Origin of the sequence: Streptomyces sp. NBC_01537, assembly GCF_045040445.1 — a bacterium.
In the GTDB taxonomy this organism is placed as follows: Bacteria; Actinomycetota; Actinomycetes; order Streptomycetales; family Streptomycetaceae; genus Actinacidiphila.
The window spans coordinates 6,801,933-6,817,731 of the sequence record NZ_CP109392.1; the positions used below are offsets into that span (position 1 = coordinate 6,801,933).

A 15,799-nucleotide genomic window follows, 5' to 3' on the forward strand; every position below is an offset into this window, starting at 1 on the left:
GCGCGCGGACACGCCTCGTCGCGACAGGGAAACCGACGGACCCGTTACTCGGTGATCGCGGTTTCGGTGCCCCTCCCCGTGGCTCTGGCACGGCAAGTGATCCAGAACCACTTCTCGGCCGTCGTCGACAAAGGGCGTGATCCACGCCGGCTCTCTGCGGTGCCGCGCTACGGATCCTGACCAATGCAAGTTGGAGAACTGGGCCACTTGGATCGGTTCGGGGGCTGCGGTCGTGGCTGCAGTCGCATCGGTGGCTGTCTGGCGGCGCGGCCGGCCAGCAGTCAAGTGGGCGTCCGAGTATGCCGACTACGATAGGTCGACTGTGCTTACTGCGGGATCGGTGACCGCCAAACAGGTGCACGTGCGAGCTGGTTCAGTATCTGATCCGACGTGCATCTAAGCGGAAGAGACCGCCAACGCTGTCGCTCCCGGCGAGGTCATCCGCATCGATGCCCGTCCGCGATGGATCGAAGTGTGCTGGTGGGGCTCCCCGCTGGCGCGTCGGAGCGAACGAGGTGCGGTCGACGAGCCCGCGCCGAGTTGGGCCGCGGAGTTCGCTATCCCTGGGTCGGTGTCGTCCAGCAAGGGACGCACGGCTTCGGCGTAGAAGCTGCGGGAGAGTCCGAGCCCAGGAATGCAGTGCGGCGTGTCGATGCCGGGAGGGTGCCGGATCGGCATGCGGTCGGTAGGCGGGTTTGAGCGCGCCCTTGCGGTTCCGCGCCGGGAACGTCACGCCATCATCACAAGCTCCTTCTGACGCTGACACGGATTCAGCGGCCAGCTAGCCTTCTAGCACGCACGGTTGTGCCATTTCCCAGGGGGATCGATGGCGGGTGATAACGGGAGCTTAGGTCTGCGACCGCGCAGTCTCACCGAGGGTTTCTCGATGCCCGAGCCCGATCGCCCGGGCCTCAGGGAGCGCTGCGTGACGCTGGCCGCAGCTGTTTGGGCGATGGTGCGACCGACTCGCAACCGCGTGACGGGCTACATCGCGGTCGGTGCGGTGGCAGCACTGATCGGCACCTCGCTTGCCGTCGGGGTCGGGGCGTCCGGCTCGCTGCCCAGTCTCGCCGACATCGGCGCCTGGCTGGCCAGCAGTGAGAAGGGCGAGGTCGCGCACGCCAATGGCCTCACCGGTGATGTGGACGGAAAGGTCACGCTGCCTCCCGGCATGGAAGGTCACCCGGTCTCGGTTTCGCAGGACGGCAAGACCATCCTGGTGCTGGACAAGGAGACCGGCCGGATCGTACGGATCGACGCGTCGCAGCTGACCGCCGAGCAGTCCGCGGACTATGGCGCCACGGGTCTGCAACTCGTTTCCGGTGGTGCGTACGCGTATGTCATCGACCCCGCGAAGGGCACGGTGCAGCGGATCGACCCGGCGAAGACCATCGCTGAGGGGCCGGCCGTGAAGCTGGACGGGAAGCTCGGAGCCGCGGTGGTGGACCCGCAGGGGACGTTGTGGGTTCCCGTGCCGGGCAAGGGCACGGTGGTGCCCTTCGTGGAGGGGCGGAGGAGCACGGCGGTCAAGGTGGCCACGGGCGGGCACGACCTCGTGCTGACGCTGGCCGACGGTCAGCCTGTGGTGACCGACCGGACCGCCGCTGTCATGAGGGTGCTGTCGGTCACGGGCGCTCAGGACAGCTTCAATCTCGACGGGGGGATCGACGACTCGGCCCCCGCCGACATCCTGGTGCCGGCGAGCACGGAAGGTTCCCTCGTACCGGTACTCGCCCGGGACAGCGGGACCTTGACGCTGGTGGACATCCGCAGCGGTCATACGACCACCGCCCCGCTCGGGGCCAAGGGCCGCAGCTTCGGAGCACCGCAGGTGCTCGGCAAGAAGGTCTACATACCTGACGAATCCGTCGGCAGGCTGCTGGTCTACGACACCGCCGCCGCGGAGCTCGCCGACCCGGTCGTGGTGACCAAGAAGGCCGGCAAGCTCGAACTCTTCGTACGCAACGGCCTGCTGTGGGTGAACGACCAGGACAATGCGGCCGCAGCGGTGATCAACACCACCGGCAAGGTCAGGCACATCGGGAAGTACCGGACGGACGTGCCGTCGGCGCGGAAGCCCGGCGACAAACCGGTCGACGAGAGCGTCCCGACCGCGGCGCCCGCCTCGCAGGGTCCGCCGCAGACGGCGGCACCGGCACCGGGGCCGTCGGCAACGGCCGGAGGGGGCGGGCAGCCGAAACCGTCGGCCCCCGGGCCCATGCCGACGACGCAGAAGCCCTCAGCGAGTCCGAGCCCGAGCCCGAGCCCGAGCCCGAGCAGGAACTGCGACGTCGCGTGGGAGGCCGGCTGCCCCGAGCCGGCGGCCCCCGGCACGCCTCAGGCGCAGTCCGGAAACGGCACCATCACCATCACCTTCGCTGCGGCGTCCGGCGTGACACCGACGCGCTACGTACTGAGGGGACTGGCGGACGGCCAGACCGCCACTCCGGACGAACTCGGCCCCGACGGTTCGTTCACCTTCGAGGTGAAGGGGGGGTCCTGCGACAAGCAGTACAGCTACACCGTGGTCGCCGAGTACGCGGCCGGCGCGCCCAGCAAGGAGTCCCAGCCTTCGGCCCCGGTGCGGCCGTGCATCGCGCCGGGAGCGCCGCAGGGCCTCACCGTGACACCGGCACAGACAGGGCACGGTGGCACGCTGAACTGGCAGGCCCCGTCGGGTGCCGACGCCTCGGTGACATACACCGTCAGCGGGCCGGGCGGGACTCAAACGACGACCGCCACCACCTACACGTACACGAACCTGCAGAACAGCAACACCTACGCGGTGTCGGTGACGGCGAGCAACGCCGCCGGCTCGGGCGGGGCGGCGGGCGGGACGCTCAACCTGACGCCTCCGGACAAGCTGAAGAACATCGTGCACAACGACAACGACAACAATCCGCTCTACATCCGCTCCGGGCCCAGCACCTCCAACGGCAAGGCGGGGCAGATCCCGGGCAACAGCACCCCCGCGGTCACCGTCCACTGCAAGACGACGGGCCAGTCGGTGACCCACCCGTTCACCCATCAGACCAGCGCCATCTGGGGAAAGATCAGCTACCGGGGCGTCAACGGCTATGTCGCCGACATCTATCTCGACTCGCGCTTCGACAACGACGTCTGGGACTGCACATGACTTTTCCCCGCAACGACGGCTTCTCGCAGTTCGCCCAGTGCTTCCACGCCCTGGGGGACAACATCGAGCGGGTGGTGAAGGGCAAGCGCGACACCGTCGAGCTGGCGCTGACCTGCCTGTTCGCCGAGGGCCACCTCCTCATCGAGGATGTGCCCGGCACCGGCAAGACCACGCTCGCCCGCTGCCTGGCCTCCTCCATCGAGGCCGGCTTCGCGCGTGTCCAGTTCACCCCCGACCTTCTGCCGTCCGACATCACCGGCGTCACCGTCTACCGGCAGAACACCGGTACGTTCGAGTTCCTGCCCGGCCCGGTCTTCGCGAACATCGTGCTCGGCGACGAGATCAACCGCGCCTCGCCCAAGACGCAGTCCGCGCTGCTGGAGGTCATGGAGGAGCGCCGCGTCACCGCCGACGGGAAGACGCATCCGGTTCCCCGCCCGTTCATGGTGCTGGCCACCCAGAACTCGGTCGACATGGGCGGCACTTACCAGCTGCCCGAGGCACAGCTCGACCGCTTCCTGATGCGGGTCACCGTCGGCTACCCCGACCACGCCTCCGAGGTGGCGGTGCTCACCGGGGCCGCCGCCAGCACCACGCCGGAGTCACTGTCGACCATCGCCACCGCCCAGCACGTCGCGGGCTTCATCCAGGTGGCGTCCCAGGTGCAGGTGGCCGAGCCGCTGTACGACTACCTGGTGCGGGTGGTGGCGGCGACCCGCTCGTTGCCGGACGTACGGCTCGGTGCCTCGCCGCGCGGTTCCATCGCCCTGCTGCGTGCGATCCGGGTGCGCGCGGCCTCGCAGTCACGTGTGTACGCGGTTCCGGAGGACGTCAAGGCACTTGCCGGCCACGTCCTCGCGCACCGGCTGATCCTTACTCCGGAGGCCGAGCTGAGCGGCCGCACCAGCGCTGATGTGATCGCCGAGGTGCTGGCCACGGTGCCGGTCCCGCAGGGCGGCGGGGCGCGGGTCTGATGCTGTCGTCCACGGGGTGGGGAGCGACGGCGGGCGGGGCGGCGCTGATCGCCACCGGTTACGCGTTCGGGTACGGCGAGGCCGTGGCGCTGGGGGCGGCCTGCGTGATCGCCGTCGTCATGGCCACTGCGTGGACGCTGCCCCGGCCGCAGCTGGGTGCCGAGCGGCGGATCGCGCCGCGCAAGGTGGGCCGTGGCGATCCGGCCGAAGGGGTGGTGGCGCTGACCAACACCGGCCGCCGGACCCGGCGGGGGCTGCGCGTCACCGACAGGTGCGGGGACCAGCAGGTCACCGTGGACGTGCCGCTGCTGCGCGCGGGCGCTGCGCACGATCTGCGGTACGCCCTGCCGACCGCCCGGCGCGGCCGGGTACCGGTAGGACCGCTGCGGGTGGAACGTACCGACCCCCTCGGGCTGGCCCGCCGTATCCGCTCGTACGGCGCCTCCGACATCCTGGTCGTACGGCCCCGGATCTGTCTGCTGCCGGTGCTGCCGTCCGGACAGGCGCACCATGTGGAGGGCCCGACCTCGGATACCGCGGACGACGGATCGCTGACCTTCCACGCATTGCGCGAGTACGTACTCGGTGACGACCTGCGGCGGGTGCACTGGCGGTCGACGGCCCGTACCGGCACGCTTATGGTCCGTCAGATGGTCGATGTGTCGCTGCCGCACACCACGCTCGTCCTCGACACCCGTCAGTCGGCCTACGCCTCGGAGGACGACTTCGAGCTGGCCGTGGACTGCGCGGCCTCCATCGCGTACGCGGCCGCACGTTCCAACTTCCCCGTACACCTGGTCAGTGAGGCCGGTCCGGTGCTGCACACCGAGGGCTCCGGCAATGACGGTGAAGCTCTCCTCGACCGGCTCGCGCTCGTCCGCCAGTCGGACGTGAAATCTGCCGCCGCCGCCTTCGACGGCCTGGAGCACCACCGGGGCGGCGGCGCCCTGGTCGTTGTCACCGGCACCGGCGACACCGACGGCCTGAGCGCCCTGGGGCGGGTACGGCGCCGCTTCGAGCGGGTGACGATGCTGCGCATCGGCGCCGCCACGGCGGCCGCGCCCGACATCACAGGCTCGGGCACCGACGTACCGCAGCTGCACATCGCGTCCCTGGACGCACTGCTGGCCGGGTGGCGCTGGGAGGCAGTGCGATGAGCACCCCCACCCGTGCCACCCGCACGGCCCCCCTGCCGCCGCAGGGCGACGGGCCCCGCTGGGACTGGGCCGCGCCCGCCCCCACCGCGCCCGGCCCGGCGGAGCGGCCTGCGGTCACGCGGGCGAACGACGCGGTCGCCGGGCTGAGCCGGGCCCGCCGGCTCTGGTCGCTGCTGCCGGTGGCCGTGCTGACCGGTGCCGCGGGCTACGGGTTCGCCCGGATCTTCGCTCCGGCCGACCTGCTCCCGGTGCTGGCTGTGGCCGTGCTCGGCCCGATCATCCTGTCGGTTGTGCTGTCGGGGCTGCTCGGCCGCGGGCGCCGCCCGGCCGCCTCCGGCCCGGCGGGGGTTCAGGCGCGCGGTGCGGGCCGTCCGACCACCGCGCTCTGGCCCTCCGTGCTGCTGACCGTCGTCGCGTGGATCGCCGTCGTCAGCGCCACCCTGTTCCGCGAGGCGGGCGGCGGACTGCCGACCGGGCCCGCGCTCCGCGCCACGTGGTCCGCGCTGCTCGACGCTCCGCACGCGCTGCTGTCCACCATCCTGCCCGCGCCCGGCGACCCGGAACTGCTGGTGCTGCCGCACGCCGTCGTGTGGCTGGCCGCGTTCACCTCCGCGGAGCTCGCCCTGCGGACCCGTGCGCCGCTGCTGCCCGCGCTGCCGGCGGTGCTCGCCTTCGGGTTCCCGCAGGTGCTCGGCGTGGACGGCCCCGGGTCGTCATACCCGGTGGTCGGAGCTCTCGCCGGGGCCACCGCGCTGCTCGTGCTGGTGCGCTCGCGGGCACGGCTCTCGCTGCGAGGGGTGCTGCTGGGGCTGCCGGTCGTGGCCGTTCTCGGGCTGGTCGCCGGGCTGCTCGGCCCGTACGTCCCCGGGCTCGGCGCACCGTACGATCCGCGCGACGTGGTCACGCCGCCCACCGTGCGGCCGGAGTCGACCAGTCCGTTGGACCAGGTCGCGGCCTGGCTGCGCGACGGCGATGCGAAGGTCTTCACCGTACGGACCGACGGCGCGGGCGACGCAGGGAATTACCGGCTCGCGGTCCTCGACACGTACAACGGGACGACCTGGTCCAGCAGCGCCGAGCTGACCCGGACCGGCGGCCGGGTCCCGGCAGAGAAGGGCGTCGACCCGGGCCGTACGAAGAAGCTCCAGCAGCGCTTCACCGTGCAGTCGCTGCCGGGCATCTGGCTGCCGGTCGCCGACCGGCCCGCGGGCGTCAGCGTGCCCGAGGGGACGGCCCTCTCCGTCGACCCGGACAGCGGGGTGCTGTCCACCGGCCGACGGATCCCGAGCGGTCTCACGTACACGGCGACCTCGCAGGTCCCGTTGTACGACGACGACCGGCTGGGGTACGCGGCCGTGGCCGACGACCCGCGGCTCGTCGCACTGCCCCGCACGGACCCGGCCGGTAGGCCGATCGCGACCGTGACCTCCTTCCGGAAGGTCGCCGAGCGCGCGACCCAGGGCAGCACCTACCCGTATCAGCAGGCGGTACAGCTGGCCAAGTGGCTCAGTACGAACTATCGGTACGACCCCGAGGCGCTGCCCGGTCACACCTACCGGAACCTGGAGTTCTTCCTGACGGACGGCAAGCGCGGCACGTCCGAGCAGTTCGCGGCGTCGTTCGCGGTGCTGGCCCGCACGCTGGGCCTGCCGACACGGGTGGTGGTGGGTTTCCGCGCCGGCAAGCGAACCGCCGGCGGCAGCTGGCAGGTGCGGGGCCAGGACGTACTGGCCTGGCCCGAGGTGGAGTTCAAGGGGATCGGCTGGGTCCCGTTCTACCCGACGCCCGGAAAGGCTTCACAGGGCGGTTCCTCGGTCGCTCCCGCCGGCCAGTCGAAGGAACGGCAGGATGACGACCAGCGGATCAGCGAGGGGTCGCGGCCGTCAACGGCGCCGCACAAGCCGGGCGCCGAGAAGACGACCGCAGGGGGAGCCTCCGGATCCGGTCTCCCGGCATGGGTCTACGCCCCTGTGGCACTGGCCGTCCTCGGCACGGCCTACCTGCTGTACGCGCTGTGGGTCCCGTACCGGCGACGGGCCCGGCGGCGCAAGGACCCGGACGCGGGTCGCAGGGTGCTCGGCGCGTGGCAGCAGATCGTCGAGCGGCTCACGGAGATCGGCCTCCCGGCCACGGGCGCACATACAGCGGAGGAGGTCGCCGCCTTCGGCTCGTCCCGCCTGGGCGGAGCCGCGGGTGAACATCTGCCGATGCTGGCCGGACTGGTCAACGAGGTGGGCTATGCGGGCCGCATCCCGGACCCGGCGTCCGCGAATGCGGCATGGGCGCACTGCGACGCGATCGAGAGGACCGTCCTTCGCACGGTCCCCCGTCGCACACGACTGATCCGCACACTGCGGCTCTCTGCCGTGCGCCGCCGTGCGTGACCCGGGACGGGTCCGGGCAACGGCGGGTAGCGTGACACGGAGTCAGGCCGACAGGGAGGAACGGGAGTGAGCCCGATGGCGGAGTGGTCCGGCGGCGGTACGGCGCAGTCGGCGGGACCGGTCCTCCAGCCGCCGGTCGCCGACTACGAGTCCCTGCACCAGGTCGCCACGGGCCGTCACAGCACGGTGTTCATGTGCAACGAGCGCGCCACCGGTGCCGAGGTCGCCGTCAAGATCCTCCACGTGGTCGTCCAGGACGAGGCCCGCCGCCTGGCGATCCACTCCGAGCTGCTCTCCGCGGCCGTCGCCGCCAAGCACCCCTGCTCGGTGGCCGTCAGCGACGCCGGTTTCACCTCCGACCACCGGCCCTACCTTGCCGAACCGTTCCACCGCGGCGTCAACGCCCAGGCCCGGATGGCCGCTTTCGGCCCGTACCCCGTTGACGAGGTCGTGGTCATCGGCCTGCGTCTGGCCCTCGCCCTGCACTCCGCGCACCGCCGCGGGGTACTGCATCTCGACGTACGTCCCGCGAACATCCTCTTCGACGACACCGGCGACGCTCTCCTCGCCGACCACGGCATCGCCCGCATCCTCCAGCGCTGCGACCCCGGCCTCGGCGCGGTCTTCGACCCGATGTACGCCCCTCGCGAGCTCTTCGGCTGGGAGAACCCGGGCCCGGCGGCCGACGTCTACGGCCTCGGCGCCACGCTGTACGCACTGCTCAACGGCGAGGCCGCCCACAGCGACGCCGGCCGCACCAGCTGGTCGGCGCTCTACCAGGAGGTGCTGCGCGGCGAGTTGCCACCGCCGCGCCGACCGGATGTCCCGGAACCGCTCCTCACCCTGGTCCGGCGGATGATGTCCGCCGACCCGGAGCGCCGCCCGCCGCTGACCGAGGTGCACCGCGTGCTGAGGCTTCTGCTGCCCGCCTCGCACGCGGCCCGAGTCCCGTCCCTTGAACCCGAGCCCGCGCCGCAACTGCCGCTGCCCGGCTGGGACCCGGCGGACGACCTCACCCCCGAGGAGGAGGCAGCGGCCGAGGAGCCGGGCGAGCGGGCGCGCGACGAGTCCCGTCGGCGGGTCCGCCGGGGGCTCGTCGGGGCGGGTGTCGTCGCCGTGGTCTTCGCGGTGGCGGCGATGACGGTGACGCTGGCGCTGCGCGGCGGCAGCGCGGCCACCGAGCGGCCTGGCAAGGACCCGTCGCCGACCGCGACCGAGACCGGCAAGGAGGTCCCCGCCGCCCAACTGGCCGAGCTGATGCCGCGTAACGTGACGGCGACCAAGGCAGAGGGCAACGTCCAGATCGCCTGGCAGGTCCCGAAACAGAGCGCGGGCGTCATCGGCTACCTCGTCCAGGCACGCCCGCCGGGCGCGGACCGGCCCATCCAGAAGTCGGCGAACGTCTCGGAGCAGGCGGTCTTCATCTCCGCCGGGTCGGTCACCGACGACACCTGCTACACCGTCCTGACGGTGGTGTCGATGGACGGCGCGATCCGGTTCGCGCCGTCCCAACCGCTCTGCAAGACGGACGGGCCGTAGCGCTCGGCCGGCGGTTCAGCTCCGCCGGACAGGCCTTAGGCCCTGTCCGGGCGATCTAGGGCCTGTCGATCGCCTTCCGGGCGTCAAGGCTGACGGTTACCAGTCCCTGCTCCGTGGCCACGACGAGCATGCTGCCAGGACCGAAGGCGAGGCCAAGGACATGTGACTCGAGTTCGATCTCCTGTCGGTAGGTTTCGCCGATTCTGATGAGCACCACCTCTGAGCCGGTGCCGACGGCGACGATCTTCCGTTCCTGGGAGAAGGCCAACGCCGTGACCGGGGCGTCGCGGGACAGCAGGACCACCGGGTCGGCCGGTCCGCGCCGGTGGAGGCCGGCAACCGACTCATCAGCCGGATGCCGCACATCCCACACCAGGACGTTGCCGTCCTCGCCACCGGTGAGGACGGCCAGACCGCGGCCCGGCCCGGTCACCGTCACGGCGGTCACATGGCCGCTGTGGCCCGCGAGCGGCTCGCCCACCGGCCGGCCTGTTGCCAGGTCCCAGATCCGGGCGGTGCCGTCGGCGCTGCCACTGACGGCGACAGGGACGTCGCTCAGCCGGCTCGTTGTCAGTGCCGTGATCCAGTCGGTGTGCCCGGTGAGCGGCTCGCCCACGGCGGCACCCGTAGCGGGGTCCCATCGGCGGACAGTGTTGTCGTAGCTGCCGCTGAGTACCAGGGGCACGCCCACGCCGGCCTCGGCCACTGCCACGGCGGAGACATAGCTGGTGTGGCCGGCCAGTGGTTCCCCCAATGGCTCTCCTGTGGCCAGGTTCCAGATCCGAACGCTTCGGTCGCCCGCGCTGACGGCGATGGGGACGTCGTACGGACAGCCGATCGCCACTGACATGATCCAGTCGGTGTGCCCGGTGAGCGGCTCGCCCACCGGCGTTCCCGTGGCAAGGTCCCAGACGCGCACAGTGCAGTCGTGGCCGCCGCTGACGGCCATCGACCCGTCGTGGACGGCCGACGCCGCGACGGCCGAAACGGTGTCGGTGTGCCCGGTGACCTCTTCCGCCGGTTCTCCGGCGGGCCACGGACTCATGACGGGGGTTGCGGAAATTTCCCGCACCTGGATGCTGTGGTCGGCGTTGCCGCTGACCACCACGGGCCGCCCTCGTAGTACACCGACGGCGACGGAGAGCACATGCCCGGCGTTCCCGGCGAGCGGCTCGCGCACCGGTTTGCCGGTGGCCAGGTCCCATACCCGAATCGTGTCGTCCAAGCCCCCACTCACCACCACGGGCGCGCCGTCCAGCTCGCCGAGCGCCACAGACCGCACACGGCCCGCGTGGCCTGCGAGCGGGTCGCCCAGCGCTTTGCCGGTGGCCAGGTCCCATACCCGCACGGTGTTGTCCGTGCTGCCGCTGACCACCACCGTCCGTCCGTTCAGCTCTCCCAGAGCCACCGATTCCACCAGGCCGTCATGGCCGGTGAACGGTTCGCCGACCGCTTGCCCCGTGTCGAGATCCCACACCCGGACGGAACGGTCGTGGCTGCCGCTGACGACGAGGCAGCGTCCCTCGGCCACACCGACCGCCACCGCGGAGACGTAGCCGTCGTGGCGAATGGACGGCCCACTGACGGGCGCACCCGTGCGCGGATCCCAGAAGAGCACCGTGCGCTTGGCGCCCGCCACCACGATGGGCCTGCCGTTCCACTCTCCGAGCGCGACGCAGGAGACGTAACCGGAGTGATCGGTGAGAGGTTCGCACGTGGGCTGCCCGGTGAGGAGGTTCCACACCCGCACGGTGTGGTCCTCTCCACAGCTCACCGCGATGGGTGTTCCGTCGAAGGTGCCCGTGGCCACCGCGATGACCCAGCCCCGATGGCCGGTGAGCGGCATGCCCATGGGCTGCCCGGTGGCGAGGTCCCACACCCGCACCGTGTGGTCGGCACTGCCGCTGACCACCACCGGCTTTCCTTCCAGGTCACCCAGCGCCACGGATGACACCCGGTTGGTGTGGCCGGTGAACGGTTTGCCGGCGGCCAGCCCGGCGGTCAGGTCCCAGATCCGTACCGTGTGGTCGTCACCTCCGCTGGCCACCACGGCCCAGCCGTCCAGCTCGCCGACCGCCACCGATTGCACGCGGCCGTCGTGACCGCCGAACGGTTTGCCCCACGGCCGGCCGGTGGCGAGGTCCCACACCCGCACGGTGTCGTCGTAGCTTCCGCTGACCACCAGGGACTGGCCGTCGAACTCGGCCGGCGCAACGGACTCGACGCGGCCGGTGTGTCCGGTGAACGGCTCTCCCACCGTTTCTCCGGTCGTCGGGTCCCAGACACGAAGGGTCCGGTCATCGCTGCCGCTGACCACGACGGGTCGTCTGTCCAGCTCTCCCAGCGCCACGGCCGACACATAGCTGGTGTGACCGCTCAGTACGGTGGAGGTGGATCCGGTTTCCAGGTCCCACACCCGTAAGGTGCCGTCGTAGCTGCCGCTGACGGCGATGGGCTGTCCGTGCAGTTCGCCCAGCGCGACGGCCGAGATGTAGTTGTCATGCCCGGTGAGCGGCTCACCCACAGCCTGCCTGTTGCGGAGGTCCCACACTCGTAAGGTGCCGTCGAAGCTGCCGCTGACGGCGATGGGCTGTCCGTGCAGTTCGCCCAGCGCGACGGCCGAGATGTAGTTGTCATGCCCGGTGAGCGGCTCACCCACAGCCTGGCCGGTGGCGAGGTCCCAGATCCGTACGGTGCGATCGTATCCGCCGCTGACCACAACGGATCGTCCCTCCACTTCGCCCAGTGCGACGCATACCTGGCCCCTGTGACCGGCGAACTTCACGTTCTCGGAACGCGTGGCCAGGTCCCACACTCGTACAAGGCCGTCGGAGCTCCCACTGGCGACTCTCGGATGCCCTCCCGCCTGCCCCATCGCGACCGACACCACGTTTGCCGTATGGCCGGTGAGTGAGCGGTGCGGCGGCGCCGGCCGCCAGGAGGCCCAGCGGACCGACCAGGGCCGGGCGAGACCGCTCGATGCCAGAGCCTCGGCCAGTGCGTGGGCGCCGGCACAGTGCGCGGCCGCTTCCAGATAGGCGGCGTGCTCCTCGGGAGGCTTTCCGCGCAGATGATGCACTGCCTGGCGGTAGGCGGCAGCTGCGGAGTAGGCGTCCAGCCCGCGCGCGCCCGGCAGCGCGGCCAGCAGTTGGGGGCGCTCGGCCGCAAGGAGGAAGTGAGGGTCGGTCAGCAGATCGTCGATCTGCTGACCTTGGGCGGCATGGGTGATCAGATGCGTCCGTATGTAGCGATGGGCCCGCTGCCATCCGTATGCGGCCCCGAAGACGCCGACGGCGTGCTCGCGAAGGGCTTCGGACAGGTCGCGCTGGTCGTCGGTGCGGTCACGGCCGTCGCGCAGGTGCTCGCCAAGTGCCTGGTGGTAGAGCCGGTAGGCCGACTCACCTCCGACGCGTGTCTCCACGATGTAGGAGCCGGCGGTGCGGCGGAGCCAGAGCAGGTCCTCGTTGGTGTACGTGACGTCGCGGGCGAGAGCGGTGGCCAGCCGGGGCCAGATGTCCTCCCACGGCAGTCCTGCTCCCTGGGCGTAGGCGAGTGGCAGGAGCAGCTCCCTGACGCGCCGCAACTCCCGTTTGCCGAGCCGTAGCTTCAGGTCGGCGCGCATGGCTTCGCCGGCCAGACGGGGGAGACCGTCCCGCCAGGCCCGGTCGGTCGGGTCCTGCAGGGTGGGGAGCGCGGCGTGGGTCTGAGCGGCGATCCGGGCGACGAGGAACGACGTCTGCGCTGCCTCGGCGATCGCGGTGGCCACCGCCTCCACTGCTGTGGCGTCCGCGTTCCGGTACGGGCTTCCCGGCCGCGACTCGATGAGTACCCGCCGGGTGTAGAGGCGGAGGCTGTCCGGATCCGCGTAGCTCTCGTCGTCGAGGTCGAGCGTCACGGTCGGTGTGCGCAACATGGGGAGCAGATGGGGACGAGTGCCCAGGAGCAGCCTGATCCTTCCCTTCCCATGGGTGAGGAGCGGGCGGAGCAGTGAGACGATCAGGCCGTCCGGGTCGATGGCCTCGTCGAGGGCGTCGACAAGGACCGTCAGCGGGCGCTCCCTGCCGTCCAGGGCGTCCAGCAGGTCGCGCACGTTGTCGGCCTTGACCTCGGCGGCGGCTGCGATCGCCGCCAGAACCTCGCTGGTGGACAGATTCCCGGCATAGACCGCTGCGTCGATCGTGCCTTCGTCCGGGATCACGTCCGGCAGGTCCCTACGCGGCACGGTCGGTCGCCGCTCGGCATCGCTGAGAGCGGCGATCAACCCGAGCAGCGCGGTCTTGCCCGAGCCCGGATTGCCCGTCACCACCCGCGCCCGACCGTCGTCGCCAGGGTGGCCGAGCCACCGCGCCAGTTCGGTCAAGGCCCGGTGCCGACCGGTGAACCACTGTGTCGCGGGAACGAACCGGTTGCGCAGTTCCTCGGCTCGCAGGGCGGCTTGTCGCAGCTGGTCCTGGAGCATCAGGTCCAGGTCGACCAACTCACGCTGGAAGCGCGGGTTCGGCAGAAACGCGGGATGCTCGCCCTCCAGCCCGAGAAGGTGGCAGGTGGCGGTCTGGCCCTCCGGCGTCGCCTCGTCCTGACTGAGTACGTTCAGGATGGAGTCGACCCGCAGCTGCGGCTGGGCGTAGCCGCCGCTCGCCAGATGGCGCGCGGCACGCGCGAACGCCGTGGTGAACGCGCCGGGCCGGGCCATCTGGTTGGGGCGGGTCGCGGTCACCAGGACCACACCGCCCCCCTCGGAGCCGGCGGCGGGACCGCCCGCCACATCGGACAGCGACAGCAGGGCCTCGCGGGCGGCGTCGCCGCCCCCACCGCCCGAATAACAGGTGTCCAGCATGAGCAGAAGCCGCCGGACCGCAGTGCCTGCCAGGATCCACTCGGCGAGGTGAGCCGTCTTCACGGCGCGGTGCCGCAGGTCCCGGGGATCGGCGTCCGAGGCGAGCAGCACGTGCTCCTTGTGGGATTCCCGGTCATCGAGGAACTCGCCGTGGCCGGCAATGTACAGCACCACGTAGTCGTCCGGGCGGCGGTCGGGAGCCGTACAGAAGTCGCGTAGCCCGTCGCGTAGCTGATCGGCCGTAGGACTGAGTCCCAACACGGGAACGTGCCGGTAGCCGAAGTCCTCGGTGAAGAGTTCGGCCATCCGCTGCACGTCGTCGGCCAGCTCCGGGCGGTCCCACTCCGGATTGCGGGCATAGCGGGTCACCGCCGTGGTCAGCAGCAGACGGCGCCCGTTGTTCATCGCAGGCCGGACAGGACCGCGCGACCCGTCTCCGCGGAGGTCAGATAAGGCCGGACGTCGTGCGCGTGTGCACCGTTGTGCACTGCGACATCGTTTACCTGCCTGCCCGGTTGGCCGAAGCGCCCGGCAAGTGCCTTGTGCAGGGCCACGACATCGCCGGAGTCCGCGATGTTCGTCCATTCCTCGACGGAGCCCGGCCAGGTTCCTGGCCGCCGCTCCGCCAGCCGTTCGTGGATGAACGACACACCGAGCGGCGAGCCGAGCGTCACCAGGCTCCGCACCGGCCACGTCTTGTTGGCCGCCAAGCCCTCGTAAGCGACCACCGACCCCAGTGAGTGCCCCACGACCACTCGGGTCTCCTCGTCCACCGCGGCTGCCAGTCGGCCCTGGATCTCATTCCGCACGTCCTCGTCCATGAGATACAGACGGACCTGCTTCAGATCGAAGATCAACATGCGGATGGCAAGACCCGAGAAGAACCGGGATGCGCTCAGAGCGCGCAGCGCGGCCTGAACGCCTCGTGGTGTTCGTGCCAAGGTGCGGGCATCCGGATCGACCACCCCGGGGTCGGTCCGGGCAGCCTCCGCCCACCAGGCCAGCAGCAGCTCTTGTTCGAACCCCTTGTCCACGTCGGCGGCCGTGAACAGGGGCACGCCGACGGAGAGCGGTCTGCCGGGCGAGCGGAACACGTCACCGTAGAAGACGCACCGCACGTCGTCCGGCCCGAGCGCGCCGCCCGCCCGATCCACGCCGTCCCGGAGCGCGGGGCACCACTGTGCGTGCAGCACCCGCTCGCCCTTGAACTGCTGGCCGACGCCGTGCACACATACAACCCGCGCCACCCGAACCCCGGTTCCCACTCTGGACGTCTGTTCATGGAAGTCTCCCCGGATGTCACGGGGTCGCACAAGCCCGTTGGCCGGCAGCCCGACGAGGCCTCCTGGCGGCGGTGAGGCCCGGGGTGCCGACCTGTGGTGCCGCAGGGCCGGCATCCCGGTCGCCAGGCAGGAAGTCAGCCCTGCAGGCCCTTGGCGAGCTGCTCGTCCGCCTGCTGGAAGGCCGAGGCGGCGCTCTCCAGGTACTGGCCCATGCCGTCGAGACCCTCGATGGTCTTCGTGGCACCTGTGCTGAACTCGTTGTAGGACTGGTCGAACTGCTTCGATGCGCGGTCCGTGACGAAGCCGCCGTTCACCAGGTTCTGGACGAGTTTCTGCAACTGGCCGAGCTTCTCCTGGATCTCGGCCTGGCCACTGCGGAGCTGCTTGGCGGCTTCCTGCATGTCCTGATAGGTGACGCTGACGTTCTGGCCCATGGTGAGCCTCGCCTCTCGTTGAGTACGAACGCCGCAGGGCTTCCCCCGTGGCTCC

8 protein-coding genes are annotated in these 15,799 nt (G+C 70.9%); 5 read left to right on the top strand and 3 right to left on the bottom strand.

Annotated features, from left to right (window positions below):
* Window positions 1–925: 925 nt before the first annotated feature.
* The 5 genes from OG607_RS31325 to OG607_RS31345 all read left to right on the top strand — a co-directional run bounded on the left by OG607_RS31325 (window position 926) and on the right by OG607_RS31345 (window position 9,190).
* Entirely contained in the window at window positions 926–3,136 is a 2,211-nt protein-coding gene (locus tag OG607_RS31325) for a fibronectin type III domain-containing protein (protein ID WP_405730601.1), read from the top strand.
* Window positions 3,133–4,110: an AAA family ATPase gene (locus OG607_RS31330; protein ID WP_405730603.1), complete on the top strand. Its 978-nt coding sequence runs from the start codon at window positions 3,133–3,135 to the stop codon at window positions 4,108–4,110. Before OG607_RS31325 ends, OG607_RS31330 begins: the two co-directional genes overlap by 4 nt.
* Window positions 4,110–5,267 (top strand): DUF58 domain-containing protein, encoded by a 1,158-nt coding sequence (locus OG607_RS31335; protein ID WP_405730605.1) that lies wholly within the window; start codon window positions 4,110–4,112, stop codon window positions 5,265–5,267. The genes OG607_RS31330 and OG607_RS31335 overlap by 1 nt, the downstream gene beginning before the upstream one ends.
* The gene (locus tag OG607_RS31340; RefSeq protein WP_405730607.1) at window positions 5,264–7,651 is read left to right on the top strand and encodes a DUF3488 and transglutaminase-like domain-containing protein; all 2,388 of its coding nucleotides are present in this window, start codon (window positions 5,264–5,266) and stop codon (window positions 7,649–7,651) included. The genes OG607_RS31335 and OG607_RS31340 overlap by 4 nt, the downstream gene beginning before the upstream one ends.
* A 75-nt stretch (window positions 7,652–7,726) precedes the next feature.
* Window positions 7,727–9,190, top strand: coding sequence for a serine/threonine-protein kinase (locus OG607_RS31345; RefSeq protein ID WP_405737169.1), 1,464 nt, complete (start codon window positions 7,727–7,729; stop codon window positions 9,188–9,190).
* Window positions 9,191–9,245: 55 nt separating this feature from the next.
* On the opposite strand, the gene OG607_RS31350 is transcribed toward OG607_RS31345, so the two are convergent.
* The 3 genes from OG607_RS31350 to OG607_RS31360 all read right to left on the bottom strand — a co-directional run bounded on the left by OG607_RS31350 (window position 9,246) and on the right by OG607_RS31360 (window position 15,744).
* Window positions 9,246–14,432 carry a caspase family protein gene (locus OG607_RS31350; protein WP_405730609.1) on the bottom strand — a complete coding sequence of 1,729 codons (5,187 nt, stop codon included), beginning with the start codon at window positions 14,430–14,432 and terminating at the stop codon, window positions 9,246–9,248.
* Window positions 14,429–15,274, bottom strand: coding sequence for a hypothetical protein (locus tag OG607_RS31355; protein WP_405730611.1), 846 nt, complete (start codon window positions 15,272–15,274; stop codon window positions 14,429–14,431). The genes OG607_RS31350 and OG607_RS31355 overlap by 4 nt, the downstream gene beginning before the upstream one ends.
* Before the next feature lie 170 nt (window positions 15,275–15,444).
* Window positions 15,445–15,744 (bottom strand): WXG100 family type VII secretion target, encoded by a 300-nt coding sequence (locus tag OG607_RS31360; protein WP_405730613.1) that lies wholly within the window; start codon window positions 15,742–15,744, stop codon window positions 15,445–15,447.
* Window positions 15,745–15,799: the final 55 nt, after the last annotated feature.

Bases quoted from the DNA above. Each gene is read 5' to 3' on its own strand.
- OG607_RS31360 (WP_405730613.1), bottom strand. From the start codon at position 15,744: ATGGGCCAGAACGTCAGCGTCACCTATCAGGACATGCAGGAAGCCGCC.
- OG607_RS31330 (WP_405730603.1), top strand. From the start codon at position 3,133: ATGACTTTTCCCCGCAACGACGGCTTCTCGCAGTTCGCCCAGTGCTTC.
- OG607_RS31345 (WP_405737169.1), top strand. From the start codon at position 7,727: ATGGCGGAGTGGTCCGGCGGCGGTACGGCGCAGTCGGCGGGACCGGTC.
- OG607_RS31350 (WP_405730609.1), bottom strand. From the start codon at position 14,432: ATGAACAACGGGCGCCGTCTGCTGCTGACCACGGCGGTGACCCGCTAT.
- OG607_RS31340 (WP_405730607.1), top strand. From the start codon at position 5,264: ATGAGCACCCCCACCCGTGCCACCCGCACGGCCCCCCTGCCGCCGCAG.
- OG607_RS31335 (WP_405730605.1), top strand. From the start codon at position 4,110: ATGCTGTCGTCCACGGGGTGGGGAGCGACGGCGGGCGGGGCGGCGCTG.